Here is a 25,404-nt window from a genome sequence, read left to right as displayed (position 1 = left end):
GATCATGAGCACGATTTCCGATATTTCGATCAATGGCCAGCGTCTGTGGCAATCCCTGATGGAGCTGGCGCGCATCGGCGCCACGGAAAAAGGCGGCAACTGCCGTCTGGCCCTGACCGAACTGGACGGCCAGGGACGCGACCTGGTGGTGGGCTGGATGCGGGAAGCCGGCCTGGAAATCACCGTCGACCAGGTGGGCAACATCTTCGGCCGGCGTCCCGGCGCCGATCCGTCCAAGCTGTCGGTGGCGACGGGCAGCCATATCGATACCCAGCCCACGGGCGGCAAATTCGACGGCTGCTTCGGCGTCATGGCCGGGCTGGAAGTCATGCGCACGCTGCAAGAGCGCGGCATCCAGACCGAAGCCCCGCTGGAGCTGGTCATCTGGACCAATGAAGAAGGCACGCGCTTCGTGCCGGTCATGATGGGTTCGGGCGTCTTCTGCAATGTCTTCCCGCTGGAGACCGCCCTGTCGGCCCGCGACCTAGACGGCAAGTCGGTGCGCGACGAGCTCGCCCGCATCGGCTATGCCGGCAGCGAACCCGTCGGCCAGCGCAAACTGGGCAAATACTTCGAGGCGCATATCGAACAGGGCCCCATCCTGGAGGCCGAAGACAAGATGATCGGCGTGGTGACGGGCTCGCTGGGCCTGCGCTGGTACGACATCACCGTGACCGGCATGGAGGCCCACGCCGGCCCCACGCCCATGCCGCTGCGCCGCGACGCCCTGTACGCCGCCACCCATCTCATGCAGGAAGTCATCCGCATCGCGCTGGACTACGCGCCGCAGGGACGCGGCACGGTGGGCGTGGCCAACGTCTACCCCTCCTCGCGCAACGTCATCCCCGGAAAAGTCTCTTTCACGGCCGACCTGCGCCATGAGAACGCCGAAAAGCTGGCCGAGATGGACGCCCGGCTGCGCCAGGCCTGCCAGGCCCTGGCCCGGGGCGAGCTGGCCGGCTATCCGGTGCAAGTGGACCTGCAGGACGTGCAGCACTTCCCGCCCACGCCCTTCGCCCCCGAGCTCATCGAGGCGGTGCGCGAGCAGGCGCGGGCCCGCGGCCTGTCGGAGATGGACATCGTCACCGGCGCCGGCCACGACGCCGTCTACGTCGCCACGGTCACGCCCACGGCCATGATCTTCGTGCCCTGCAAGGACGGCATCAGCCACAACGAGGTCGAGGACGCCAAGCCCGAGCACCTGGAGGCTGGCGCCAACGTGCTCCTGGGCGCCATGCTCAGCCATGCGGGGATCGCCAAGCCATGAACACCGTCAAGGCGGCGCCATCGCGCGCCGCCGGCATTCTCTGCTTCCTGGCCGCGCTCGTCGCCCTGGCGAGCTTCGACGCGGCCTCCAAGCATATGCTGGCCTATTACCCCGCGCCCTTTCTCAACATCATGCGCTATGGCGCGGTGGCCACCATCGCGCTGTTCCTGCTGGCCAGCCGGGGCGGCGCGCCCCGCTGGTCGCGCCAGCCCGCCAAGCGCCTGCTGCTGGCGCGCGGCCTGGCCCTGGGCACGGTGGGCACCTGCTTCATGACGGCGCTCATCTGGATGCCCTTGTCCGAAGCCACGGCCATCTACTTCACCTCGCCGCTCATCGTGGTCGCGCTCTCGCCCTGGCTGCTGGGCGAGAAGGTCGGCCGGGCGCAATGGCTGGCCGTGGCGGCCGGCTTCGCGGGCATGCTGCTTATCGTGCGCCCCGGCGGCAACCTGCCGGCGCTGGGCACGGCGCTGATGGCGATATCGGCGCTTGCCTATGCCGTCTTCCAAGTGCTGACCCGCAAGCTCGCCGGCAAGGTCGCGAGCCATGTGCAGTACGCCTATACGGCCTTTGTCTGCCTGGCGATGACGGCGCTGCCCGCGCCGTTTTTCCTGCCCGACCCCTGGCCGGACGCGGCCGACTGGCTCTTCATCATCGCCATGGGCGTGTGCAACGGGGTGGCCCAGATCCTGCTGATCGCGGCCTTCCAGCGCGTCGAGGCCTCGACGCTGGCGCCCCTGAACTACTGCCACCTGTTGATGGCCATGGCCTTCAGCACCTTTCTGTTCAATCGCCCGCCCGACGGCCTGGCCGTCGCCGGCATGGCGCTCATCGTGGGCGCCGGCGTATTCCTCGTGACCCGGCGCGCCGCGCCCAGGAGACCCTCATGACGACACTCGCGCATTGGCAGGCGCGCGCCCAATCGGTGCGCCTGCAAAACAAGGCTTATATCGACGGACAATGGGTCGAGGGCGGCGAGACGCCCATCGACGCCATCAATCCGGCCACCGGCGAGCGTCTGACGCAAGTGGCCAGCTGCTCGGCGGCCGACATCGACCGCGCCGTGGCCGCCGCCCGCCGCGCCTTCGAGGAGGGCGTGTGGTCGCGCCTGCCGCGCCGCGAGCGCAAGGCCAGACTACTGAAGCTGGCCCAGTTGATCCGCGACAACAGCGAGGAGCTGGCGCTCATCGAAACGCTGGACATGGGCAAGCCCATCTCGGACACCCTGGCTTTCGACATCCCGGAATCGGCCACGACCTATGCCTGGTATGCCGAAGCCATCGACAAGCTGTACGACGAAATCGCCCCCACCGATGGCGATTCGCTGGCCACCATCACCCGCGAGCCGCTGGGCGTGGTCGCCGCCGTCGTGCCCTGGAACTACCCGCTGCTGATGGCCAGCTGGAAAGTCGCGCCCGCGCTGGCCGCCGGCAACAGCGTCATCCTCAAGCCGGCCGAACAATCTTCGCTCACGGCCCTGAAACTGGCCGAACTGGCCGAAGCCGCCGGCATCCCGCCGGGCGTGTTCAACGTCACGCCCGGCACCGGTCCGGTCGCCGGCCGCGCGCTGGGCCTGCACATGGACGTGGACTGCCTGGCCTTCACCGGTTCGACCGCCACCGGCAAGCGCTTCATGGAGTACTCGGGCCAGTCCAACCTCAAGCAGGTCTGGCTGGAGTGCGGCGGCAAATCGCCCCACATCATCTTTGACGACTGCCCGGACCTGGACCGCGCCGCGCTGGCCGCCGCCGTGGGCATTTTCAACAACCAGGGGGAAGTCTGCATCGCCGGCTCGCGGCTGTACGTGCACAAGGCCATCTACGAAGCCTTCATGGAGAAGGTCGAGGCCTGGGCCGCCAAGATGCAGCCGGGCAACCCGCTGGACCCGTCCTCGATGATGGGCGCCATCGTCGACGAACGGCAGCTGGCCCGCGTGATGCAATACGTCGAGGCCGGCAGCCGCGAAGGCGCACGCCTGCGCGTGGGCGGCAAGCGGGTGCGCGGCGAAACGGGCGGCTACTACGTCGAGCCCACCATCTTCGAGTGCGCCACACCCGACCTGACCATCATCAAGGAAGAAATCTTCGGCCCCGTGCTGGCGGTCACGCAATTCGAGACCGAGGAAGAAGTGCTGGCCCTGGCCAACCGCTCTGAATACGGCCTGGGCTCGGGCCTGTGGACCGCCGACTTGTCGCGCGCTCACCGCGTCTCGCGCCAGCTGCGCGCCGGCCTGGTCTGGGTGAACTGCTATTTCGACGGCGATGTCAGCGTGCCCTTCGGCGGCGTCAAGCAATCCGGCTTCGGCCGCGACAAGTCCTTGCACGCGCTGGAGAAATACACCGCGATCAAGTCCACCTGGTTCAAGCTCTGAACGGCCGCCGCGAGGCGGCCGGCGCGGGGGGCCTCCCCCGCGTCAATAACCGCGCTCGCGCGACACCGTGCCCGACAGCGGTTCGCCGCGCAGATAGGCGCGGATCTTGCCCGCGACCTGGGCAATGGTCTCGCGGCGCAGGCTCAGGGCCGCCACGTGGGGGGTGATGGTCACGCGCGGATGCGTCCAGAAGGGATGGCCGGCCGGCAGCGGCTCGGTGCGGAACACGTCCAGCGTGGCGCCGGCCATATGGCCGCTGTCGAGCAGCGCCAGCAGGTCTTCCTCGACCAGATGGGCGCCGCGGCCCATATTGATGAGATAGGCGCCCGGCAGCAGCTTGGACAGCGTCTCGCGGCACAGCAGGTCGCGCGTGTCGTCGGTCAGGGGCAGGGTATTGATGAGCACCCGCGTGCGGCGCAGAAAGGCATCCAGCGCATCGCGTCCGCCGAAGGCCTGTACGCCCTCGGGCGCATTGCCGCTGCGCGACCAGCCGGCCACCGGATAGTCCAGGCCGGCCAGGCTGCTGGCCACGCGCGCGCCCATCACGCCCATGCCCAGCACACCGACCGGCCATAGGCCGCGGTCCAACTCGGGCAGGGGCTGCCAGCGGCCTTCCCGCTGCAGGCTTTCGTATTGATCGAACTGGCGGCTGGCGCGCACCAGCGCATGCGCGGCGTACTCGGCCATCTGCACCGCCATGCCGGCGTCCTCGAGACGGACGATGGGCAGGTCGGCCGGCAGCGTCGGCAAACGGAACAAGGCGTCCACGCCCGCCCCCAGGTTGAAGGCCACCCGCAGCTTGCGCTCGCGCTCGAACAGGCCGGCCGGCGGTCCCCAGACCACAGCGATCTCCGCATCCTGCGCCGGCAGGTCTTCATGCCACATCACGACCTCGGCGCCCGGCACGGCCTCGGCCAGGGGCTGGAGCCATTCGGCGGGTTCGATTTCGTGGCTGGAGGAAAAAATGATCTTCACGGTGGACTCGGCGCGATGCGATGCGCGGGATTGTTGGATAATGTCCCGATCATATAACAGGCCGAAAGCCACGCTACGGGCCGCCGCGCGCGGCCACTTCCGGAAACCTCCCATGTCCAACCTCAGCCAGGCCCAACAGCAAGACGTCCAGTATCAACTGCATTCCTATACCAACGCGGTCAAGCACGCCCAGGTCGGGCCGCGCATCATGACGCGCGGCGAAGGCATCTATGTCTACGACGACAAGGGCAACCGCTATCTGGAGGGGATGTCAGGCCTGTGGAGCGTGGCCGTGGGCTTTGGCGAACCGCGCCTGGTCGATGCCGCCGCGCGCCAGCTGCAAGAGCTGCCCTACTACCATACCTTCACGCACAAATCACATCCCAGCGTGATCGAGCTTTCGCAGCGCCTGATCGACTACACCGAGGGCCGCATGGCGCGGGCCTTCTTCACCAACTCCGGCTCCGAGGCCAACGACACCGTCGTCAAGCTGGTCTGGTACTACAGCAATGCGCTGGGCCGCGAAAACAAGAAGAAAATCATCGCGCGCCAGCGCGGCTACCACGGCGTGACGGTCGCCTCGGCCAGCCTGACCGGCCTGGCGGGCAACCACAAGGGCTTTGACCTGCCCCTGCCCCAGATCCTGCATACCGCCTGCCCTCACTATTACCGCCATGGCCTGCCGGGCGAAAGCGAAGAAGATTTCGCCACCCGCATGGCCGATGAGCTCGAGGCGCTCATCCTGCGCGAAGGCCCCGACACCGTGGCCGCCTTCATCGGCGAGCCGGTCATGGGCGCGGGCGGCGTCATCGTGCCGCCGCGCACCTATTGGCAGAAGATCCAGGCCGTTTGCCGCAAGTACGACATCCTGGTGATCGCCGACGAAGTCATCACCGGCTTCGGCCGGCTGGGCAAGCGCTTCGGCAGCGACGTCTTCGGCATCGAACCCGATCTGATGGTGCTGTCCAAGCAGATCACCTCATCCTATCAGCCGCTGGGCGCGGTGCTGATCAACGCCAAGGTGGCCGACGTCATCGAGGAATACAGCGGCCGCCTGGGCACCTTCGGCCATGGCTACACGGCCAGCGGCCACCCCGTGGCCACGGCCGTGGCGCTCGAGAACCTGCGCATCATCGACGAGCGCGGCCTGATCGCCCATGGCGCCGAAATGGGCGAGATCCTGCGCCAGGAGCTGCATGCGCTGGCCGATCATCCCCTGGTGGGCGAGATCCGCAGCGTGGGCCTGATCGCCGGCGTGGAGCTGGTGGCCGATAAAGCCAGGCGCACGCCCTTCGAGCCCCTGGGCAGCGCCGGCGCCTATGCCTATGAGCGCGCGCACGACCATGGCCTGATCGTGCGCGGCATCCAGGACACGATCGCCTTCTGCCCGCCGCTCATCATCACCGCGGCCCAGGTGCGCGACATGGTGGCGCGCTTTGCGCGCGTGCTGGACGATACCGCGGCGCATCTGGGCCATCAGCGGTAATACGGCGCGGGATAGGCCGGATAGTAGTAATAGGGGTGCCCATGGTAGTGAGGCCTGGGCGCGGGGCTGGCGGGCACCACCACGCATCCGGCCAGGGTGCCCAGCAGCGCCAGGGCGGCCGCGGCGCGCATCATCATATTCATTAACCTGCTCCATCCCGGCAAATGCCGGCCAGGCCATGATGCGCCGCCGCCGCGCGGACCGATACAGGCTTGAAACCCGCCGAAATGCCTGCCCCCGCGCTGTCACACACTGTCAGGGATCTGGTGAGCATCCCTGACAATCGCTACGGCCGGCCTCAGCGCCGGCGCGAACCCAGCAGCGAACCCAGCACGCCGCGCACCAGGTCGCGCGTGACCTGGCGCACCGCCGACTTGGCCGCGGTCTGCACCATGCCGTCGTGCTTGCCGCCGCGCGGGCCGGTCGAGCCGAACAGCACATCATTCAAGCCCTTGAGCAGGCCGCCCGCCAGGCCGCCCTCCTCGCCGCTCTCACCGCCCTTGCCGCCGGCCGGCGCCGCGGTCGGGCCGGGCGCCGCCTCGGCGCCGGCGCGCGCGTTGAGCCGCTCATAAGCCGACTCACGGTCTACGGTCTGTTCATACTTGGCCGCCAGCGGCATGGCGCGGCGCAAGGCCGCGCGCTCGCTGTCGGTCGCCGGGCCGATACGGCTGCCCGGCGCCAGGATCCAGGCGCGCTCGGTGGGCGTGGGGCGGCCCTTGGCGTCCAGCAGCGAGACCAGCGCCTCGCCCACCCCCAGTTCGGTGATCGCGGCCTCGATGTCCAGACCAGGGTTCGGGCGCATGGTCTGGGCGGCGGTCTTGACCGCCTTCTGGTCGCGCGGGGTGAAGGCGCGCAAGGCATGCTGCACCCGGTTGCCCAGCTGGCCCAGCACGCTGTCCGGGATGTCCAGCGGATTCTGGGTCACGAAATAGACGCCCACGCCCTTGGAGCGGACCAGCCGCACCACCTGCTCGATCTTGGTCAGGAGCGCGCCGGGGGCATCGTTGAACAACAGGTGCGCCTCGTCGAAGAAGAACACCAGCTTGGGCTGCTCCGGATCGCCGATCTCGGGCAGTTTTTCGTACAGGTCGGCCAGCAGCCACAGCAGGAAGACGCCGTAGAGCCGGGGCGCCTGCATGAGCTTGTCGGCCGCCAGGATATTGACCACCCCGCGCCCCTGGGCGTCCGTGCGCATCAGGTCGGCGACATCCAGCATGGGTTCGCCGAAGAAACGGTCGGCCCCCTGGGACTCCAGCTGCAACAGCGCCCGCTGGATCGCCCCCACCGAGGCGGCCGAGACATTGCCGTAACGCACCTTGAGCTCGGCCGAGCGGTCCGCCACGTTCTGCAGCATGGCGCGCAGATCCTTCAGGTCAAGCAGCAGCTGCCCCTCGTCATCGGCGACCTTGAACACCAGCGCCAGCACGCCCTCCTGGGTGTCGTTCAGTTCGAGCATGCGCGCCAGCAGCAGCGGGCCCATGTCGGAGACCGTGGCGCGCACCGGCGCCCCCTGCTCGCCGAACACATCCCACAGCGCCACCGGGCTGGCGCCCCAGGCCGGCTCGGGCAGGCCGAGAGTCTTCAGACGCTCTTGCAGCTTGGGCGAGGAAGCCCCCGCCTGCGAAATCCCCGTCAGATCGCCCTTGACGTCGGCCATGAACACCGGAGTACCGATACGGGAGAAGGATTCGGCCAGCACCTGCAGGGTGACGGTCTTACCCGTCCCCGTGGCGCCGGTAATGCAGCCATGGCGGTTGGCCAGGCCAGGCAGCAGGGCAAGCTCGGTCTTGGCATTCTTGGCGATGACGATAGGATCGGGCATGGCGGATCTCCGGAATTCCCTGAAAGAGCGTCAAGTTTAGAGCCTGCGCGGCGGTCGCGGGCGTGGCGTCCGGGACACAGAAGCGTAACGCCCCGGCGGGTCCGTCCCGGGCACGGTAAAATACCGCTTTGCAGATCTTTCATCGGGAAGCCATGGCCGGACATAGTAAATGGGCCAATATCCAGCACCGCAAAGGCCGCCAAGACGCCAAGCGGGGCAAGCTCTGGACCAAAATCATTCGCGAGATCACCGTCGCGGCGCGAGCCGGCGGCGCGGATCCGGATAGCAATCCGCGCCTGCGCCTGGCCTGGGACAAGGCCACGGACGCCAATATGCCCAAGGACAACATCCAGCGCGCCATCCAGCGTGGCGCGGGCGGCGCCGACGGCGACAACTACGAAGAAGTGCGCTACGAAGGCTATGGCGTCGGCGGCGCGGCGGTCATCGTCGATTGCATGACCGACAACCGCACCCGCACGGTGGCCGAAGTGCGCCACGCCTTCACCAAGAACGGCGGCAACCTGGGCCAGGAAGGCTCGGTGGCCTTTATGTTCAAGCATTGCGGCCAGTTCCTGTTCGCCCCCGGCAGCTCCGAAGACAAGGTCATGGAAGTGGCCCTGGAAGCCGGCGCCGAGGATGTCGTGACCGACGACGAAGGCGGCATCGAGGTCATCTGCGCGCCGGCCGATTTCGCCGCGGTGCGCCGGGCTTTCGACGCCGCCGGCCTGAAGGCCGAGGTCGACGGCATCATCATGAAGGCGCTGAACGAAACCGAACTGACCGGCGACGACGCCATCAAGATGCAGAAATTGCTCGACGCCCTCGAAGGCCTGGACGACGTGCAAGAGGTCTACACCAACGTCGTCTTCGACGAAGCGCAGTAACGAGTGGAGCCCGTCCCGGCCTGGCCGGGGCGGGCTTTTTTATCCCGACGGGACCGGCTGGCTCCCGCGCCCTCGCCGGGCGGCAACACCTTCTAGATTCACCGCAACATGAAACTCCTGGTAATCGGCTCGGGCGGCCGCGAACATGCCCTTGCATGGCGTCTGGCCCGCTCGCCGCGCGTGCACAAGGTCTATGTGGCGCCGGGCAACGGCGGCACGCAGACGGGCGACCTGCTCGAAAACGTCCCGCTCACCAATGCCGAGGAACTCGCCGACTTCGTCGAGCGCGAAGGCGTCTCGCTGACCGTGGTCGGCCCCGAGGCGCCCCTGGCCGCCGGCGTGGTGGATGTCTTCCGCGCCCGCGGCCTGAAGATCTTCGGCCCCACCAAGGCCGCCGCCCAGCTGGAGAGCTCCAAGGATTTCGCCAAGGCTTTCATGGTGCGCCACAACATCCCGACGGCGCGCTACCAGACCTTCACCGACCCGGCCCAGGCCCACGCCTATGTCGACCAGGAAGGCGCGCCCATCGTCATCAAGGCCGACGGCCTGGCCGCCGGCAAGGGCGTGGTGGTCGCCGCCACCCTCGATGAGGCCCATGCCGCCATCGACGCCATGCTGGGCGATGGCTCGCTCGGCCACGCCGGCGCGCGCGTGGTGATCGAAGAATGCCTGGTCGGCGAAGAGGCCAGCTTCATCGTCATGGTCGACGGCCGCAACGTGCTGGCGCTGGCCACCAGCCAGGACCACAAACGCCTGCAGGACGGCGACCAGGGCCCCAACACGGGCGGCATGGGCGCGTATTCGCCCGCCCCCATCGTCACGCCCGAGCTGCACCACCGCATCATGCGCGAAATCATCCTGCCCACCGTGCAAGGCATGGCGCGCGACGGCATTCCCTACACCGGCTTTCTCTATGCCGGCCTGATGATCGCCCCGGGCGAAGATCCCGACCGTCCCATCAAGACGCTGGAGTTCAACTGCCGCATGGGCGACCCCGAAACCCAGCCCATCATGATGCGCGTCAAGAGCGATCTGCTCGACGCCCTGGAGCATGCCGTGGACGGCACGCTGGACCAGGCCGACATCACCTGGGACCGCCGCACCGCGCTGGGCGTGGTGCTGGCCGCGTACAACTATCCGGGCACGCCGCGCACGGGCGACGTCATCAACGGCCTGCCCGCCGAGACCGATGACTGCATGGTCTTCCATGCCGCCACCGCGCGCGATGGCGACCAGGTCAAGACCACCGGCGGCCGGGTGCTGTGCGTCACCGCGCTGGGCGACTCGGTGCGCATCGCGCGCGAGCGCGCCTACGAGGCCGTCGGCGCCATCCATTTCGATGGCCGGCAATACCGCAGCGACATCGGCTGGCGCGCGCTCAAGCCCTCCCAGCAAAAGGCCAAGGCCTGATCCGCGCATGAGCGTCGACACTTCCGCCGTCAAGCAATATCTCCTCGGCCTGCAGGACCGCATCGTCACGGCCCTGGAGGCCGCCGGCGGCGAGTCCTTCCGCGGCGACAGCTGGCAGCGCCCCGAGGGCGGCGGCGGCCTGTCGCGCCTGATCGAAGGCGGCCAGCTGCTTGAGCGCGGCGGCGTGCTGTTCAGCCATGTCACCGGTTCGCGCCTGCCGCCCTCGGCCAGCGCGCACCGTCCCGAACTGGCCGGCCGCTCCTGGGAAGCCATGGGCGTGTCCATGGTCCTGCACCCGCGCAACCCCTATGTGCCGACCACGCACATGAACGTGCGCATGTTCGTGGCCCAGGCCCGCCCCGGCCACGACGAACAGGATGTGTTCTGGTTTGGCGGCGGGCTGGATCTCACCCCCTACTACGCTTTCGAGGAAGACGCGCGCCACTTCCACGCCGCCTGCCGCGACGCCCTGGCCCCGCATGGTCCGGACTACTACCCGCACTACAAGCGCTGGTGCGACGAGTACTTCTACCTCAAGCACCGCCAGGAAACCCGCGGCGTGGGCGGCATCTTCTTCGACGACCTGAACGAACCCGGCTTCGAGGCCAGCTTCGCCTTGACGCGCTCGGTGGGCGACAGTTTTCTGGGCGCCTACCTGCCCATCGTCGAACGCCGCCGCGCGCTGCCCTATGGCGAGCGCGAACGCGACTTCCAGGCCTACCGCCGGGGCCGCTATGTCGAGTTCAACCTGGTCTTTGACCGCGGCACGCTCTTCGGCCTGCAATCGGGCGGGCGCACCGAGTCCATTCTGCTGTCCATGCCGCCGGTGGCGCACTGGCGCTATGACTGGCATCCCGAGCCGGGCACGCCCGAAGCCGGACTGGCGGCCTTTCTCACCCCCCGGGACTGGGTGTGAAACAGATCGGCCTCCTGGGGGGCAGTTTCGACCCCATCCATCTGGCGCACCTGGCGCTGGCGCAAAGCGCGCTGGCCCACCTGGGCCTGGACGAGGTGCAATTCGTGCCCGCGGCCAACCCCTGGCAGCGCGCCCCGCTGACCGCCAGCCCCGCAGACCGCCTGGCCATGATACGGACCGCCATCGCCGGCCATGCCGGCCTGACGGTCAATGCCAGCGAAATCGAGCGCGGCGGCGCGACGTACACGGTCGACACCCTGCGCGCCCTGCCGGCCGGCGCCCATTACACCTGGATATTGGGGGCTGACCAGCTGGCCAATTTCTGCACCTGGCGCGAGTGGGAAGACATCGCCCGCCGCGTGGAGCTGGCCGTGGCCACCCGACCCGGCAGCCCGCTGCAGGCGCCCGCCCCGCTGGCGGCCCTGCTGGCGCAAACCGGCGGGCGGCTGCGCGAACTGCCCTTCGCGCCCATGGCGGTATCGGCCTCCGACATCCGCCAGCGCCTGGCCCGCGGCCTGCCCACGGCGGACCTGCTGCCCGCCGGCGTGTCCCGCTATATCGCCGAACACGGCCTTTACCAGGCCGCCTGACCCCGGCCTTTCTTTTCGCCCTCGCGGGTTATTATTTCAGCCATGGATATTCAAAAACTACAACGCGCCGTCATCGACGCCCTGGAAGACGTCAAGGCCCAGGACATCAAGGTGTTCAACACCACCCACCTGACCAGCCTGTTCGACCGCGTCGTCATCGCCAGCGCGACGTCCAACCGCCAGACCCGCGCGCTTGCCTCCAGCGTGGCCGACCGCGGCCGCGCGCTCAACCTGACCGGCATCACCGTCGAAGGCGAGGACACCGGCGAGTGGGTCGTCGTCGACCTCGGCGACATCGTCGTCCACCTCATGCAGCCCGCCATCCGCCAGTACTACAACCTGGAAGAAATCTGGGGCGGCAAGCCGGTGCGCGTCAAGCTGCTGCCGGAGTCCACCCGCGCGGCCAGCGGCGGCTACGATGCCGCCGGCAGCGACGAAGACCTGGCATGAAACTCATCGTCGCCGCGGTCGGGACCCGTATGCCAGACTGGGTCCAGATCGCCTGGGACGACTACGCCAAGCGCCTGCCGGCCGATTGCGCGCTGGAGCTGCGCGAAATCAAGCCCGAACCCCGCAACAGCGGCAAGACGCCCGCCCAGATGATGGCCGCCGAGGCGCGCCGCATCGAAACCGCCCTGCCTCCAGGCGCGCTGCGCATCGCGCTGGATGAGCGCGGCCGCGACCTGAGCACCATGGCGCTGTCGCAGCAGCTCGAAAAATGGCGTGGCGGCGGCCGCGACGTGGCCTTCCTGGTCGGTGGCCCGGACGGCCTGGACGCCGCGCTCAAAGCCTCCTGCGACGGCCTGATCCGCCTGTCTTCCCTGACCCTGCCCCATCCCATGGTGCGCGTGCTGCTGGCCGAGCAGCTCTACCGCGCCTGGGCCATCATGACCAACCACCCCTATCACCGCGCCTGAGCGTCCATGGATCGCCCTGCCCGCCTCTATCTCGCCTCGGCCAGTCCGCGCCGCCGCGAACTGCTCGCCCAGATCGGGCTGGAACACACCGTGCTGCGCGTCCCGGCGCCGGCCGGCGAAGACGAGCCGCAGCTCGCCGGCGAGGCCGCCGCCGATTATGTGCGCCGCACCGCGCGCGAGAAAGCCCAGCGCGGCCTGGCCTGGATGCTCGATCAGGGGTTGCCGGCGCTGCCGCTGCTGGCCGCCGACACCACGGTCATCCTCGATGGCCAGGTGCTGGGCAAGCCGGCGGACCGGGAAGACGCCCTGCGCATACTGGCCCGCCTGTCCGGCTCCACCCATGAAGTCCACACCGCCGTGGTCGTGGCCCAGGGCGCGGACCTGCATGAGGCGGTGTCCATCACCCAGGTCAGCATGCGCGAACTGACGCCGGCCGAACGCGAGCGCTATTGCGACAGCGGCGAACCCTACGGCAAGGCGGGCGCCTATGGCATCCAGGGCCTGGCCGGCAGCTTCATCCGTCATATCAGCGGCAGCTATACCGGCGTGATGGGCCTGCCGCTGTTCGAGACCGCGCAGCTGCTGCGTCTGGCCGGCATCGCGCTGCCCTGAGAAACCCCCAAAAAAACCGGGCCATCATGGCCCGGTTCTTTTTTTGCCTGCGCGGATCAGCCGGCCTGCTTGGCTTCCTGCTCCGGCAAGGCCGGGGCCGCCGGCGCGGGCGCGGGCGCGCCATTAAGCGCCGCATCCAGCGCGTCGTGGTCCAGCTCGCCCTCCCAGCGCGCCACCACGACCGACGCCGTGGCGTTGCCCACCAGATTGGTCAGCGCGCGGCACTCGGACATGAAACGGTCCACCCCGAGGATCAGCGCCATGCCGGCCACCGGCACGGTGGGCACCACGGACAGCGTGGCGGCCAGCGTGATGAAGCCCGCGCCCGTGACACCGGCCGCGCCCTTGGAGCTCAACATCGCCACCAGCAGCAGCAGGATCTGGTCACCCAGCGACAGCGGAATATCGCAGGCCTGCGCGATGAACAGCGCCGCCATCGTCATATAGATATTGGTGCCATCCAGATTGAAGGAATAGCCCGTCGGCACGACCAGGCCAACCACCGACTTGGAGCACCCGGCGCGTTCCATTTTCTGCATCAGCGTAGGCAGCGCGGCTTCCGAAGAGCTCGTGCCCAGCACCAGCAGCAATTCTTCGCGGATATAGCGCACCAGCTTCAGGATGGAAAAGCCGTTGTAGCGCGCCACCAGGCCCAGCACCACCACCACGAACAGCACCGACGTGGCGTAGAACGTGCCCACCAGCATGGCCAGGTTGACGACCGATTTGATGCCGTACTTGCCGATGGTGAAGGCCATCGCGCCGAAAGCGCCGATGGGAGCGGCCTTCATGAGGATGGCGACCAGCTTGAACACCGGCTGGGCCAGCGCCGTGAGGAAATCCGTCACCGGCTTGGCGCGCGGGCCGACCATGGCCAGCGCGATGCCGAACAGCACCGCCACGAACAGCACCTGCAGGATATCGCCGGAGACAAAGGGGCTGAAGATGGTGTTCGGGATGATGTTGAGCAGAAAGCCCGTGATGGTCGAATCATGCGCCTTGGTCACATAGCCGGCGACCGACTTGTGATCCAGCGTGGCGGGATCGATGTGCAGGCCGGCGCCCGGCTGCACGATATGGCTCACCACCATGCCCACGATCAGGGCCAGGGTGGAAAACACCAGGAAGTACAGCATGGACTTGCCCGCCACGCGCCCAACCTTCTTGAGGTCGCTCATGGCGGCGATGCCGGTGGCCACGGTCAGGAAGATCACCGGCGCGATGATCATCTTCACCAGCTTGATGAAGCCATCGCCCAGGGGCTTCATGGCCTCGCCCAGGTCCGGCTTGAAATAGCCCAGCAAGATGCCCACCACGATGGCGAACAGCACCTGCACATACAGGATTTGATAGAACTTAGGCTTGCGCGCGGGCGCGCCGGCGTGTTGATCAACTTCGATCATCGGGATTGTCCCCACCAGTTTCCACGAAATTTATTGCAGTGCAGCATCATTCAACGCGGTTGTTTTTGACATGGTTCGGCCGCGCGCCATGCGCGGCCCTGTCCTTATTACCTGCAAGTTCCATGCCAACCGCGCCCCCGTCCGAGCCCATCACAAGCGCCTGATCTGACATCGTTTTTTTGCGTCCCTTGTTAAAAGCGTATCAACACATGGCGGACGGACGCACAAAGCTGGAGTAAAATGTGTGGATTCCCGCACATCCTGCATCGTGAAAACCGCTCCTCCTTCCGCGCCGCCCTCCGCCGCAAGCCCCAGAAATGCTGCGGCGCAGCGTGTTCCGCGCTGGTCCGGCGCGGCGGCCGGGATGCTGGCCGCCCTGGCGCTCATGGTGCTGGTCCTGCTGCTGGCCACCCAATGGGCGGAAAGCCGCGCACTGCGCGAGGTCGCCGCGCGCGCCGACGCCGCCGCGCAGCTCAATACCGTGGCGCTGCGCAGCAGCCTGGAGAAGTTCCGCGCCGTCCCGGAAGTGCTGGCGCGCGACCCGGAAGTGCGCACGGTGCTGGCCACGCGCGGCCAGGCCGCCATCGAAGCCCTGGACGACAAGCTCGCCGACCTGAGCCGCGGCGTGGGCGCCTCGGCCATCTATCTGCTCGACATCCAGGGCGTGGCCATCGCCGCGAGCAACTGGCGCGAACCCGCCACCTTCGTGGGCGTGGACTATCACTTCCGCCCCTACTTCACGCTCGCCATGAGCCAGGGCCAGGCCGAGTATTTCGCGCTGGGCACGGTCAGCCATGAGGCAGGGCTTTATCTCTCGCGCCGCATCGACGGCGGCGACGGCCGGCCGCTGGGCGTGATCGTCCTCAAGATGGATTTCCAGCAACAGGAGTCCGACTGGCAGGCGCTGCCCGATCCCCTCTTCGTCACCGACGAGCAAGGCGTGGTGCTGATCGGCAATGTGCCGCAATGGCAATTCCGTTCCATCGCGCCCCTGACGCCCGCCCTGGCCCAGCGGCTGCGCGAAAGCCTGCAATTCGGCCAGGCGGCGGTCGCCCAGCTGCCGCTGTCGCCCGGCCTGTCCGATGCCGGGCGCCACGCGCTCACGCGCAATACCGCCGCCACCCCCAAGCTGCCCTCGGGCACCTTGCTCATGCACAGCGCCCTTCCCGTGCCGGCCTCCCCCAGCTGGACGCTGCACATCCTCGTGCCGGTGCAGGCCAGCGTGCGGCGCGCGGTGTCCAATGTCCAGCTGACCGTGCTCCTGGTCATGGCCGCCATCTACGCGGGCGGCGGCTTCATGTATTACCGCCGCCGCCTGCTGCGCGAGCGGGTGCGGGCCCAGGCTCTGGCCAAGACCCGGCTGGAGCGGCAGGTGCGCGTGCGCACGCGCCAGCTACGCCAGAGCAATGAACGCTTGCTGGCCCAGATCGACGAGCGCCAGCGCGCCGAAAACCGCCTGCACCAGATGCAGGATGAACTGGTCCAGGCCAACAAGCTGGCCTTGCTGGGCCAGGTCGCCGCCGGCGTGGCCCACGAGATCAACCAGCCCCTGTCCGCCATCCGCGCCTACGCGGACAACGCCGACGCCTTCCTGCAGCGCGGCGATATGCAGGACACCCGCGACAACCTGCGCGCCATTGCCCGCCTGACCGAAAGAATCGGCGGCATCACGGGCGAGCTGCGGGCCTTCTCGCGCAAGGCCGCCGCCCAGGTCGCCGCCCTGCCGCTGCGCGAGGCCATCGATGGCGCCCTGCTTCTCATGGGCCCGCGCCTGCGCCGCCAGGAGGCCGTGCTCGACTACACGCCCCCGCCGCCCGGCCTGTGCGTCTGGGCCGACCGCATGCGCCTGGAGCAGGTGCTGGTCAATCTGCTGCAAAACGCGCTGGATGCGGCGGCGCGGACCCCGCGCCTGGCCTTGCGCATCCAGGCCGACGAGCAGACCGTCAGCCTCAGCCTGGCCGACAATGGTCCGGGCCTCGCCCCACAGGTGCTCGAGAAACTCTTCACGCCCTTCCAGACCACCAAGACCGAAGGCCTGGGACTGGGCCTGGTGATCTGCCGCGACATCCTGACCGAATGCGGCGGCACCCTGACCGCCAGCAATGGCGAGCACGGCGGCGCGGTCTTCCTGATGCGCCTGCGCCGCGCGCCCGACAACACGGAATCCTCTGCATGAGCACACTGCCCGAATCCGACCCGGCCGCCGGCCCCCCTCCCGAAGTCATCCTCGTCGACGACGATGCCGACGCGCTGCGCGCCGGCCTGCAGACGCTAAGGCTGCGCGGCATGCAGGCGCGCGGCTATGACTCGGCCCAGGCCGCGCTGGCCGACATCGATGCCGGCTTCGGCGGCGTGGTCGTCACCGATGTGCGCATGCCGGGCATGGACGGCATTGCCTTCTTCCAGCGGCTGCGCGGCCTCGATCCAGACATCCCCGTCATTCTCGTCACCGGCCATGGCGACATCCCGATGGCGGTGCAGGCCATGCGCGACGGCGCCTATGACTTCCTGTCCAAACCCTATCCCACCGAGCTGCTGCTGGCCGCCATCGACCGCGCGGCCGAAAAACGCCGCCTGGTGCTGGCCAACCGGCGGCTGCGCGAAGCCGCCGCGCAGGCCATGAACGAAGACATGCCCTTCATCGGCGTGACGCCTGCCATGCAGCGTATCAAGCAAACGCTGCGCCACATTGCCGACGCGGACGTGGACGTGCTGATCGAGGGCGAGACCGGCACGGGCAAGGAAGTCGTGGCCACGGTGCTGCACCGCCTGTCGCGCCGGCGCGACCATCCCCTGGTGGCGATCAACTGCGGCGCCCTGCCCGAAACCGTCATCGAATCCGAACTCTTCGGGCACGAAGCGGGCGCCTTCACCGGCGCCCAGAAAAAACGCATTGGGCGCATCGAATACGCCAGCGGCGGCACCCTGTTCCTGGATGAGATCGAAAGCATGCCGCTGGCCGTCCAGGTCAAGCTGCTGCGGGTATTGGAGACCCGCCAGGTCACGCCGCTGGGCACCAATGAAGTCCGCAAGGTGGATCTGCGCGTGGTCGCGGCCACCAAGGCCGACCTGGGCGACCCGGCCATGCGCGAGCGTTTCCGCGAAGACCTGTTCTATCGCTTGAACGTCGTCACCATCCATCTGCCGCCGCTGCGCGAGCGGCGCGAGGACATCCCCCTGCTGTTCGCCCACTTCATCGGCCAGGCGGCGCGGCGCTTCCATTGCGAGGTGCCGCCCGTGACCGACGCCATCCGCCATCACCTGGCCGAACACAGCTGGCCGGGCAATATCCGCGAGCTGGCGCACTTTGCCGAACGCTTCGTCCTGGGCGTGCTCAATCCGCCGCGGGCGGCGGATCCCGCCGAAGCCGGGCTCAGCCTGCCCCAGCGCATGGAGCGCTACGAAGCCGAGATCATCCGCCAGACCCTCGCCGCGCATCGCGGCGAGGTCAAGGCCACGCTGGCCGCGCTGGGCCTGCCGCGCAAGACCTTCTACGACAAGCTGCAACGGCACGGCATCGACCGCCAGGCCTATGCCGCGCCGGACTCAGGCGCCCAATAGCTCGCAAAAGCGCGCCATGTCCACATTGCCGCCGCTGATGATCACCCCCACGCGCTTGCCCGCCAGTTGTTCGCGGGCCTGGCGCGCGGCCGCCAGCCCCAGGCAGCCCGTGGGCTCGGCCACCAGCTTGAGAAACTGCGCCAGATAGCGCATCTCGGCCACCAGCTGGGCATCGCTGACGGTCACGATATCGGTCACGTCGCGGCGGATGATCTCAAAGGTGTAATGGCCCAGGTGCTGGGTCTGCGCGCCGTCGGCGATCGTCTTGGGCGTATCGATGTGCACGATCTTGCCCGAGCGCAGCGACTGCTGCCCATCGTTGCCAGCCTCGGGCTCCACGCCGTAGACCTTGCAGGCCGGCGACAAGGCCTTGGCCGACAGAAGCGAGCCCGACAGCAGGCCGCCGCCGCCCAGACTCACGAACAGGGCATCGAGCTCGCCCACTTCCTCGAACAGCTCCTTGGCCGCCGTGCCCTGCCCGGCAATGACATCCGGATGGTCATAGGGCGGGATCTGGGTCAGGCCCTGCTCTTCGGAAAACTTGCGGCTGATCGCCTCGCGATCCTCGGTATAGCGGTTGTAGAACACCACATTGCCGCCATAGCCCCGGGTGGCCGCGACTTTGGCGGCCGGCGCGTCCTCGGGCATGATGATGGTGGCCGGAATCCCCAGCAGCGACGCCGACAGCGCCACGGCCTGGGCATGATTGCCGGAAGAAAACGCCACCACCCCAGCGCGGCGCTGCGCGGGGTCCAGACGCGACAGCGCATTGAAGCCGCCCCGGAACTTGAAAGCCCCCATGCGCTGCAGGTTCTCGCACTTGATGAACAGCTCCAGGCCGAGCTCCTGGTTCAGGCGGCGCGACGTGGCCACCGGCGTGCGGTGCGCATGGCCCCGCAGGCGTTCGGCGGCAGCCGCCACATCGGCATAGGTGGGAAGATTTTGCATGATCGAAGTCATCTGAAGTTTGGCAAGCATTAACGGAAAGCCCGCCCCGGCGCGCGCCGGGACGCGGCCATCATTTGGCGTCGCTGTACACCGTCGCGCGCGACACGCCCAGATGCTGCGCCACGATTTCCATGGCGCGGCGCACATCCATATACCCTTCTTCCTTGAGCTCGCGCAGCAATTGGCGGCGCTCTTCCGGCTTTAGCGAGCGCGGCGTGCTGGCCAGCCGCGCGGCGAACTGATCGATACGGCCGCGCAAGGCCTGCGCGCCTGGCGGATCCAGCGACTCCTGCGGGGCTGCGCCGTCATCGATGCCGCTGAATTGGCCCAGCATGCTCTGCATGCTGCGAAACAGCGTCAGGTCCACATTCAGGCACAGGGCGGCGACATAATTGCCGCTGCTGTCTTTCAAGCCGATGGACGTGCTCTTGGCCTGGCGCCCGTCGGCGAACTGATTGGCGTAGTTGGACACCACCTGCGGATAATCCGGGTCCGCGATGCGGGCCAGCCCCAGCTCCGTGGTGGGATCGCCCACCTGCCGTCCGGACAAGTTGTTGTGAATGGCCAGGATGGAATGCTGCGGATCGCGCAAATCATGCAGCACAACCTCGCAAAAAGGCGCGAAAGTCCGGCTTACTCCGAGGGCGATATGCTGGAGCTGGTCGAGCAAAGCCTGCTGCTCGGCGGCATGAGGGATCTTGGACATACAGAATATTTGTCTATTTCTAGACTTTTTGTCAAGTCACGGCCTCGCCCCATTCCTGCGCGAAGCGCTCGCAAAACGCCCGCATCCAGGCTTGACCTCGATGTGGTCCAGGGTCTGTCTGAATTATGGTGCAGAACTCAGACCCCCTTCGACCGCCGCCTCATGATTGGCACTTTTTGCGGTTGTCGAATATGCCTGCATGGAACGGCGGTTACATCACGGAAGTCAACTATACCCACGGCTACTACCGGGAGCTCAACCCCCTCTGGCTGAAGTTCGTCATGGCCTATGCCGGCTACGCTTTTCCCGACACCGGCCATGCCTGCGAACTCGGCTTCGGGCAGGGCCTGTCCATCAACATCCACGCCAGCGCATCGGCCTGGCAGTGGCATGGCACGGACTTCAACCCCGCCCAGGTGGGTTTTGCCCACGATCTGGCCAGGCGGGCCGGCCATACCGCCTCGCTGCACGACGATTCCTTCGAAGAGTTCGCCGCGCGCGGCGACCTGCCCGACTTCGACTTCATTGCGCTGCACGGGATCTGGTCCTGGATCCGTGACGAAAGCCGCCACGCCATTCTCGACCTCATCCGCCGCAAGCTGAAAGTCGGCGGCGTGGTCTACATCAGCTACAACGCCCTGTCCGGATGGGCGCCGATGATGCCGATACGCCAGCTGCTGGCCGGCCACGCCCTGCGCTCGGGCGGCGCCGCGCTCGAGCGCGCCCGGCAAGCCCTGGACTTCTGCCAACGGCTGGTCGACAGCGACCCGCTCTACCTGCGCCTCGCCCCGCAGACCAAGGAGCGCCTGGCCGCCATGCGCGAGCAGCCCATGGAATATCTGCTGCACGAGTACTTCAACCGGCAATGGGAGCCCCAATCCTTCTGCGACTTCGCCGGCTGGATGGCCAAGGCCAAGCTCGACTTCGCCTGCAGCGCCGATGCTTTCGACCAGGTCGAGGCCTTGCACACCACGGCCGAACAGCAGACCGTGCTGGGCGAGCTCGCCGACCCCATCCTGCGCCAGGATGTCCGTGACCTGATGCTGGGCAGGAGCTTTCGCAAGGATTGCTGGATCAAGGGCGCGCGGATGCTATCGGCCGGCGAGCGCGACCGCTTGATCGACAGCCAGCGCGTCATCCTGTGCACGCCGCGCGCCCACATCTCCATGACGGTCACCGGCGCCACGCGCGAAGCCACGATGAAGGACGACGTCAATCGACCCTTGCTCGATCTCCTCGAGCGCCACGAGCCCGTCAGCATCGGCGAGCTCCAATCGCAGCTGCTGCCGCAAGGCATCAGCCAGGCCCAGGTCCGAGAAGCCGTCCTGGTGCTGGCAGGCTCCGGCCACCTGCACCCCGTCCAGGACGGCGCCGAACAGGCAAGGCAGCAAGCGCAGGCGCTCAATCGCCACATCCTGGATCAGGGCGACAATATCCTGCAATACCTGGCCAGCCCCGTCACGGGCGGCGGCATCGCCGTGGATCATGTCAGCCGCCTGATGCTCGCGGCGGCGCAGGCGAGCGACAAACCCGAAGACTGGGTGGACTACGCCTGGCAACGGCTGGCCGCCAGCGGGCAGGTCCTCCTGAAAGACGGCCAGACCTTGCCGGACGAAGCCAGCAACCTGGCCGAACTGCGCAGCCTGGCCGACAGTTTCCAGCGCGAACGGCGGCCGCTGCTACGCGCCCTGGGCATTTCGACCCCCGGGATTTCACTAATATGACCGCCGCGGCGGGCGGCCCGCCCTGAAGCCGCCGCCCGCCGCGGGCGCCCGGCCCTCAGCCGGCCAAGGCAGCACACCCCATTGATTTAACGGGTTTTTTTTCATATCGCCCCGGCACGGCGCCGTGGCGGCGGGCGCGCCTGCCGCCACCCCATAATCCTGACAAATATGAAGAATAAATAAATAGAATTTTTCTTATATACGAGGGTAGACGTATAAAGTCGGCGGCCATGCAGCAATCCCGCCGGCCAGTCTGCTTTCGAGAGAAAAAATGAAGGGGAACCCCCAAACCGCCGGTCACCAGCCGGTGCGCGCATCCACTGCCGCTTTCGTCGGTACCATGATCGAGTGGTACGACTTTTATATCTACGCGACCGCCGCCGCGCTGGTCTTCGGCAAGCTGTTCTTCCCCTCCGTTGACGGCTTCTACGGCACGCTGGCCGCCTTCGGCACCTTTGCCGTGGGCTTCTTCGCCCGCCCCTTGGGCGGCGCAGTCTTCGGCCATATCGGCGACCGCATCGGCCGCAAGAAATCCCTGGTCATCACCCTGCTCATGATGGGCACGGTCACCGTGCTCATCGGCCTGCTGCCCACCTACGCCCAGATCGGCGTCTGGGCGCCCATCCTGCTGGTGCTGCTGCGCTTCATCCAGGGCATCGCCGTAGGCGGCGAATGGGGCGGCGCCGTGCTGATGGCCGGCGAACATTCGCCCGACCAGAGCAAGCGCACCTTCTTCGCCTCCTTTGCCCAGCTGGGCAGCCCGGCCGGCCTCATCCTGTCCATGCTGATGTTCAAGCTCGTCACCGCCATGGATGACGCCGCCTTCATGAGCTGGGGCTGGCGCGTGCCCTTCCTGTTCAGCGCCGCGCTGCTGGTCGTGGGCTTCGCCATCCGCCTGAGCGTGAAAGAATCGCCCGACTTCCTGGCCGAACAAGAAAAGAAGGCCAAGCAAGCCGCCGCCAAGGCCGCCGAAGAGAAAACGCCGCTCATGGAAGTGCTGCGCGGCGCGCCCGGCCTGCTTGCGCTGGCGGTCGGCGCCAATGTGCTGGGCATTGCCGGCTTCTACTTCACCAACACCTTCATGCTGGCCTACACCACGCAATACGTCGGGCTGTCGCGCGCCGTCATCCTCGACTCGCTGCTGCTGGTGTCCATCATGCAGTTCTTCATCACCCCGCTGTCGGCCTATATCGCGAGCAAGATCGGCAACCGCCGCTTCCTGCTGATCACCTCCTTCCTGTCCATTCTCACGCCTTACGTGATGTTCAACCTCGTGGACATGGGCTCGCGCACCTCGCTGACGCTGGGCGTGGGCACCGCCGTGCTGTTCATGGGCGCCTATTACGCCGTGATCGCCGGCTATGTCAGCGACAGCTTCCCGACCCGGATCCGCTACACCGGCATCTCGATGGCCTACCAGCTCTCCGGCGCCATCTTCGGCGGCCTGACGCCCATCCTGGGCACCATCCTGGCCCAGAAGTTCCAGGGCCACTGGTGGCCGCTCGCCCTGCTCTTCTCGGCCATCTCGCTGCTGTCGATGCTGTCGGTGGTCTTCCTTGCCAATCGCCGCCACGGCGGCGCCGTCTAAGCTGTTCTGGAACACGCCATGAAAGCCTTCTATCATCCCGACCAGAAACTGCATCATCCGCAAACCTACTTCTCGCGCGGCATGATGCGCACGCCGCAAGAAGTGCCGTCCCGTCTGGACGCCCTCGTCGAAGGCGTGCGCAAGCTCAAGTTCGACGTCATCGAACCCGCTGACGCCGGCGCCGGCGCCATCAGCGCCGTGCACTCGCTGGACTATCTGCGCTTTCTGCAGGAAGCCCACGCCCGCTGGAAACAACTGCCCGACGACTGGGGCAATGAAGTCGTCTCCAACATCTTCGTGCGCGAGCCCAACGCCCTGCGCGGCGTGCTGGCCCAGGCGGCCCGCTACCTGGCCGACGGCAGCTGCCCCGTCGGGCCCAACACCTGGCGCTCGGCCTACTGGGCCGCGCAATGCGCCATCAGCGGCGCCCAGGCGCTGCTCGACGGCGACCGCCAGGCCTATGCCCTGTGCCGCCCGCCCGGCCACCACGCCCGCCGCGATGCGGCCGGCGGCTTCTGCTACCTGAACAACGCGGCCATCGCGGCCCAGATGCTCACCCGCCAATACAAGCGCGTGGCCATCCTGGACACCGACATGCACCATGGCCAGGGCATCCAGGAAATCTTCTACGAACGCAGCGACGTCCTCTACGTCTCCATCCACGGCAACCCGGAGAACTTCTACCCCGTCGTGGCCGGCTACGAAGACGAACGCGGCGCCGGCGAAGGCCTGGGCTACAACATCAACCTGCCCATGCCGCATGGTTCGCCCGAAGCCGTCTTCTTCGACCGCCTGGACCAGGCGCGCCGCGCCATCGAGCTCTTCCAGCCCGACGCGCTCGTGCTCTCCCTCGGTTTCGACGTCTTCGAAAAAGACCCGCAGGCCATGGTCGCGGTCAGCTCCGACGGCTTTGACCGCCTGGGCCAGACCGTCGGCGCCTTCGGTCTGCCGACCTTGATCGTCCAGGAAGGCGGCTACTATATCGAAGGTCTCGAAAACAACGCCGAGCGCTTCTTCACCGGCCTGGCCCGCGCCTGACACGCGGCCCGGCAAAGAAAAAGGCGGCCTCGGCCGCCTTTTTCTTTGCACATCCCTGCCCTATGTCCACCGCGCGCAAGACAAACACCTCACCGCTGGCTCCCGAACGCATGGACTGGAACCTGCTGCGAACCTTTATGTTTGTCGTGCAGGAGCGCGGCATCAGCCGCGCCGCCACGGCCCTGCACCTGAGCCAGCCCGCCGTCAGCCAGGCCCTCAAACGCCTGGAAACCGCCGTGGGCGGGCTGCTCCTCTACCGGCGCAACGGCGAATTCCGCCTGACCGGGCTGGGCGAAGAAATCTACCAACTGGCGCGCGACATGTATGGCATGGTCGCCCGCATCGACGAGGCCGCTGCCCAGGAACAGGATGAAGTCGCCGGCCCCCTGCGCCTGCTGGTCATGAGCAAGATCCAGAGCGCCGCCTATGACGACTTCCTCTGCCAATTCCATCGGCGCTATCCCAAGGTCGAATTCGACGTCGACGTCATGCAAAGCGCCGCCATCCTCGACACACTCAGCAAACGCCTGCCCGCGCTGGGCCTGTGCCTGTGCCGCAAAGAGATCGACAACCTCGAACGGCGCCTCTTTCTGCGCCATCGCTACGTCCTGGTCTGCGGCCGCAACCATCCCCTCTTCTCGCGCCGCCACGTCCAGCTCGACGAATTGCGCGACCAAAGCTTTGTCTGCTTTGCCAGCGACCAACTCGGCGACACCCTGTCGCCGCTGACTATCTTCCGCGACCAGGAAGGCTTTACCGGCCGCATCGTCGGCACCTCCGCCTACGTCGAAGAAATCCGCCGCATGGTCATCGCGGGCATGGGCCTGAGCTGCCTGCCCGAACACCTCATCGGCCAGGACGTCCTGGCGGGCGACCTCAAACGCCTGCCGCCCGAGCAGGCCATCGCCGAAATCGACGTCTTTCTCGCTTGGCACAAAGAACGCAAACTCAGCGCCGCCGAACAAGCCTTTGTCCTCGCCTTCCAGCGCTTCCTGGATCGCACCCCACTGGAAATGCGCGCCGGCTAGCGGCCGGGCCTTGCCGCGGCCGTCGCCCGAGGTGTCAGACACCGAGTGGCAGGGTGGTTCGGTGCGGGCCGGCGCATCAAGGTGTCTGACACCGCCCGAGCCGGCGCCGCCCGCATTGGCGTATCGCGGCGACTGACGGCGAAGGCGTTGTGGCGGCCGCC

The 25,404-nt window shown here is 67.4% G+C and carries 23 protein-coding genes; 17 read left to right on the top strand and 6 right to left on the bottom strand.

Annotated elements, in window-relative coordinates:
* Positions 1-4: 4 nt before the first annotated feature.
* From L540_RS19945 to L540_RS19935, 3 genes are read left to right on the top strand one after another with little or no spacing between them, the layout of a single operon-like run.
* On the top strand, positions 5-1,267 hold the full coding sequence (locus tag L540_RS19945) for a Zn-dependent hydrolase (protein ID WP_043209561.1): 1,263 nt from the start codon (positions 5-7) through the stop codon (positions 1,265-1,267).
* On the top strand, positions 1,264-2,154 hold the full coding sequence (locus L540_RS19940) for a DMT family transporter (RefSeq protein ID WP_043209563.1): 891 nt from the start codon (positions 1,264-1,266) through the stop codon (positions 2,152-2,154). The genes L540_RS19945 and L540_RS19940 overlap by 4 nt, the downstream gene beginning before the upstream one ends.
* Positions 2,151-3,635, top strand: a complete 1,485-nt coding sequence (locus L540_RS19935; protein ID WP_043209567.1) for an aldehyde dehydrogenase — start codon at positions 2,151-2,153, stop codon at positions 3,633-3,635. The genes L540_RS19940 and L540_RS19935 overlap by 4 nt, the downstream gene beginning before the upstream one ends.
* 42 nt (positions 3,636-3,677) lie before the next feature.
* On the opposite strand, the gene L540_RS19930 is transcribed toward L540_RS19935, so the two are convergent.
* Positions 3,678-4,610: a 2-hydroxyacid dehydrogenase gene (locus L540_RS19930; RefSeq protein WP_043209592.1), complete on the bottom strand. Its 933-nt coding sequence runs from the start codon at positions 4,608-4,610 to the stop codon at positions 3,678-3,680.
* A gap of 112 nt (positions 4,611-4,722) precedes the next feature.
* On the opposite strand from L540_RS19930, the gene L540_RS19925 reads away from it, so the two are divergent.
* Entirely contained in the window at positions 4,723-6,096 is a 1,374-nt protein-coding gene (locus L540_RS19925; protein ID WP_043209568.1) for an aspartate aminotransferase family protein, read from the top strand.
* Here L540_RS19925 and L540_RS21860 read toward each other — a convergent pair.
* Both L540_RS21860 and L540_RS19920 read right to left on the bottom strand, forming a co-directional pair.
* Positions 6,087-6,239: a hypothetical protein gene (locus L540_RS21860; protein ID WP_156185336.1), complete on the bottom strand. Its 153-nt coding sequence runs from the start codon at positions 6,237-6,239 to the stop codon at positions 6,087-6,089. The genes L540_RS19925 and L540_RS21860 overlap by 10 nt on opposite strands.
* Before the next feature lie 155 nt (positions 6,240-6,394).
* Positions 6,395-7,918: a helicase HerA-like domain-containing protein gene (locus tag L540_RS19920; RefSeq protein WP_043209569.1), complete on the bottom strand. Its 1,524-nt coding sequence runs from the start codon at positions 7,916-7,918 to the stop codon at positions 6,395-6,397.
* A gap of 152 nt (positions 7,919-8,070) precedes the next feature.
* Here L540_RS19920 and L540_RS19915 point away from each other — a divergent pair, with 152 nt between their 5' ends.
* From L540_RS19915 to L540_RS19885, 7 genes are all read left to right on the top strand, one after another.
* Complete coding sequence (locus L540_RS19915; protein WP_043209594.1) at positions 8,071-8,802, top strand: YebC/PmpR family DNA-binding transcriptional regulator; 732 nt, start codon at positions 8,071-8,073, stop codon at positions 8,800-8,802.
* A gap of 108 nt (positions 8,803-8,910) precedes the next feature.
* Positions 8,911-10,212 (top strand): phosphoribosylamine--glycine ligase, encoded by a 1,302-nt coding sequence (gene purD, locus L540_RS19910; protein ID WP_043209570.1) that lies wholly within the window; start codon positions 8,911-8,913, stop codon positions 10,210-10,212.
* Positions 10,213-10,219: 7 nt separating this feature from the next.
* Positions 10,220-11,128, top strand: coding sequence for an oxygen-dependent coproporphyrinogen oxidase (hemF, locus tag L540_RS19905; protein ID WP_043209572.1), 909 nt, complete (start codon positions 10,220-10,222; stop codon positions 11,126-11,128).
* A complete protein-coding gene (nadD, locus tag L540_RS19900; protein WP_043209574.1) occupies positions 11,125-11,718 on the top strand; it encodes a nicotinate-nucleotide adenylyltransferase in 594 nt (197 codons plus the stop codon). The genes hemF and nadD overlap by 4 nt, the downstream gene beginning before the upstream one ends.
* A gap of 42 nt (positions 11,719-11,760) precedes the next feature.
* The gene (gene rsfS / locus L540_RS19895) at positions 11,761-12,168 is read left to right on the top strand and encodes a ribosome silencing factor (protein WP_043209576.1); all 408 of its coding nucleotides are present in this window, start codon (positions 11,761-11,763) and stop codon (positions 12,166-12,168) included.
* Positions 12,165-12,635, top strand: coding sequence for a 23S rRNA (pseudouridine(1915)-N(3))-methyltransferase RlmH (rlmH, locus tag L540_RS19890; protein ID WP_043209579.1), 471 nt, complete (start codon positions 12,165-12,167; stop codon positions 12,633-12,635). Before rsfS ends, rlmH begins: the two co-directional genes overlap by 4 nt.
* A gap of 6 nt (positions 12,636-12,641) precedes the next feature.
* Complete coding sequence (locus L540_RS19885; protein WP_043209581.1) at positions 12,642-13,247, top strand: Maf family protein; 606 nt, start codon at positions 12,642-12,644, stop codon at positions 13,245-13,247.
* A 56-nt stretch (positions 13,248-13,303) separates the two neighbouring features.
* Here L540_RS19885 and L540_RS19880 read toward each other — a convergent pair whose 3' ends face one another.
* Positions 13,304-14,650, bottom strand: a complete 1,347-nt coding sequence (locus L540_RS19880; RefSeq protein WP_043209583.1) for a dicarboxylate/amino acid:cation symporter — start codon at positions 14,648-14,650, stop codon at positions 13,304-13,306.
* A gap of 364 nt (positions 14,651-15,014) precedes the next feature.
* On the opposite strand from L540_RS19880, the gene L540_RS19875 reads away from it, so the two are divergent.
* Both L540_RS19875 and L540_RS19870 read left to right on the top strand, forming a co-directional pair.
* Positions 15,015-16,826, top strand: a complete 1,812-nt coding sequence (locus L540_RS19875) for an ATP-binding protein (protein WP_231584906.1) — start codon at positions 15,015-15,017, stop codon at positions 16,824-16,826.
* The gene (locus L540_RS19870; RefSeq protein ID WP_048026702.1) at positions 16,823-18,211 is read left to right on the top strand and encodes a sigma-54-dependent transcriptional regulator; all 1,389 of its coding nucleotides are present in this window, start codon (positions 16,823-16,825) and stop codon (positions 18,209-18,211) included. The genes L540_RS19875 and L540_RS19870 overlap by 4 nt, the downstream gene beginning before the upstream one ends.
* Here the strand turns inward: L540_RS19870 and L540_RS19865 are convergent.
* Both L540_RS19865 and L540_RS19860 read right to left on the bottom strand, forming a co-directional pair.
* Positions 18,197-19,159, bottom strand: a complete 963-nt coding sequence (locus tag L540_RS19865; protein ID WP_043209599.1) for a threo-3-hydroxy-L-aspartate ammonia-lyase — start codon at positions 19,157-19,159, stop codon at positions 18,197-18,199. The two genes, L540_RS19870 and L540_RS19865, sit on opposite strands and share 15 nt — an antisense overlap.
* A 70-nt stretch (positions 19,160-19,229) precedes the next feature.
* Positions 19,230-19,865: a helix-turn-helix transcriptional regulator gene (locus tag L540_RS19860; RefSeq protein ID WP_043209586.1), complete on the bottom strand. Its 636-nt coding sequence runs from the start codon at positions 19,863-19,865 to the stop codon at positions 19,230-19,232.
* Between the two features lie 191 nt (positions 19,866-20,056).
* Here L540_RS19860 and L540_RS19855 point away from each other — a divergent pair, with 191 nt between their 5' ends.
* The 4 genes from L540_RS19855 (at position 20,057) to L540_RS19840 (ending at position 25,243) form a co-directional block, all read left to right on the top strand.
* Positions 20,057-21,589, top strand: coding sequence for a class I SAM-dependent methyltransferase (locus tag L540_RS19855; protein ID WP_048026700.1), 1,533 nt, complete (start codon positions 20,057-20,059; stop codon positions 21,587-21,589).
* Positions 21,590-21,860: 271 nt separating this feature from the next.
* Positions 21,861-23,177, top strand: a complete 1,317-nt coding sequence (locus L540_RS19850) for an MFS transporter (protein WP_043209589.1) — start codon at positions 21,861-21,863, stop codon at positions 23,175-23,177.
* A gap of 18 nt (positions 23,178-23,195) precedes the next feature.
* Positions 23,196-24,215, top strand: coding sequence for a histone deacetylase family protein (locus tag L540_RS19845; protein WP_043209591.1), 1,020 nt, complete (start codon positions 23,196-23,198; stop codon positions 24,213-24,215).
* 62 nt (positions 24,216-24,277) lie between these two features.
* Positions 24,278-25,243 (top strand): LysR family transcriptional regulator, encoded by a 966-nt coding sequence (locus tag L540_RS19840; RefSeq protein ID WP_082149713.1) that lies wholly within the window; start codon positions 24,278-24,280, stop codon positions 25,241-25,243.
* Positions 25,244-25,404 lie beyond the last annotated feature (161 nt).

The sequence above is a fragment of the Bordetella pseudohinzii genome, assembly GCF_000657795.2.
In the GTDB taxonomy this organism is placed as follows: domain Bacteria; phylum Pseudomonadota; class Gammaproteobacteria; order Burkholderiales; family Burkholderiaceae_B; genus Bordetella; species Bordetella pseudohinzii.
This window is presented reverse-complemented; position numbering and strand designations above follow the sequence as displayed.

What these genes read in the sequence shown, in the direction of transcription:
- L540_RS19945 (WP_043209561.1), top strand. Translation starts at nt 5, where the DNA reads ATGAGCACGATTTCCGATATTTCGATCAATGGCCAGCGTCTGTGGCAA.
- L540_RS19940 (WP_043209563.1), top strand. Translation starts at nt 1,264, where the DNA reads ATGAACACCGTCAAGGCGGCGCCATCGCGCGCCGCCGGCATTCTCTGC.
- L540_RS19935 (WP_043209567.1), top strand. Translation starts at nt 2,151, where the DNA reads ATGACGACACTCGCGCATTGGCAGGCGCGCGCCCAATCGGTGCGCCTG.
- L540_RS19925 (WP_043209568.1), top strand. Translation starts at nt 4,723, where the DNA reads ATGTCCAACCTCAGCCAGGCCCAACAGCAAGACGTCCAGTATCAACTG.
- L540_RS21860 (WP_156185336.1), bottom strand. Translation starts at nt 6,239, where the DNA reads ATGAATATGATGATGCGCGCCGCGGCCGCCCTGGCGCTGCTGGGCACC.
- L540_RS19920 (WP_043209569.1), bottom strand. Translation starts at nt 7,918, where the DNA reads ATGCCCGATCCTATCGTCATCGCCAAGAATGCCAAGACCGAGCTTGCC.
- L540_RS19915 (WP_043209594.1), top strand. Translation starts at nt 8,071, where the DNA reads ATGGCCGGACATAGTAAATGGGCCAATATCCAGCACCGCAAAGGCCGC.
- purD (WP_043209570.1), top strand. Translation starts at nt 8,911, where the DNA reads ATGAAACTCCTGGTAATCGGCTCGGGCGGCCGCGAACATGCCCTTGCA.
- hemF (WP_043209572.1), top strand. Translation starts at nt 10,220, where the DNA reads ATGAGCGTCGACACTTCCGCCGTCAAGCAATATCTCCTCGGCCTGCAG.
- rsfS (WP_043209576.1), top strand. Translation starts at nt 11,761, where the DNA reads ATGGATATTCAAAAACTACAACGCGCCGTCATCGACGCCCTGGAAGAC.
- rlmH (WP_043209579.1), top strand. Translation starts at nt 12,165, where the DNA reads ATGAAACTCATCGTCGCCGCGGTCGGGACCCGTATGCCAGACTGGGTC.
- L540_RS19885 (WP_043209581.1), top strand. Translation starts at nt 12,642, where the DNA reads ATGGATCGCCCTGCCCGCCTCTATCTCGCCTCGGCCAGTCCGCGCCGC.
- L540_RS19880 (WP_043209583.1), bottom strand. Translation starts at nt 14,650, where the DNA reads ATGATCGAAGTTGATCAACACGCCGGCGCGCCCGCGCGCAAGCCTAAG.
- L540_RS19875 (WP_231584906.1), top strand. Translation starts at nt 15,015, where the DNA reads ATGCTGGCCGCCCTGGCGCTCATGGTGCTGGTCCTGCTGCTGGCCACC.
- L540_RS19870 (WP_048026702.1), top strand. Translation starts at nt 16,823, where the DNA reads ATGAGCACACTGCCCGAATCCGACCCGGCCGCCGGCCCCCCTCCCGAA.
- L540_RS19865 (WP_043209599.1), bottom strand. Translation starts at nt 19,159, where the DNA reads ATGCAAAATCTTCCCACCTATGCCGATGTGGCGGCTGCCGCCGAACGC.
- L540_RS19860 (WP_043209586.1), bottom strand. Translation starts at nt 19,865, where the DNA reads ATGTCCAAGATCCCTCATGCCGCCGAGCAGCAGGCTTTGCTCGACCAG.
- L540_RS19855 (WP_048026700.1), top strand. Translation starts at nt 20,057, where the DNA reads ATGCCTGCATGGAACGGCGGTTACATCACGGAAGTCAACTATACCCAC.
- L540_RS19850 (WP_043209589.1), top strand. Translation starts at nt 21,861, where the DNA reads ATGAAGGGGAACCCCCAAACCGCCGGTCACCAGCCGGTGCGCGCATCC.
- L540_RS19845 (WP_043209591.1), top strand. Translation starts at nt 23,196, where the DNA reads ATGAAAGCCTTCTATCATCCCGACCAGAAACTGCATCATCCGCAAACC.
- L540_RS19840 (WP_082149713.1), top strand. Translation starts at nt 24,278, where the DNA reads ATGTCCACCGCGCGCAAGACAAACACCTCACCGCTGGCTCCCGAACGC.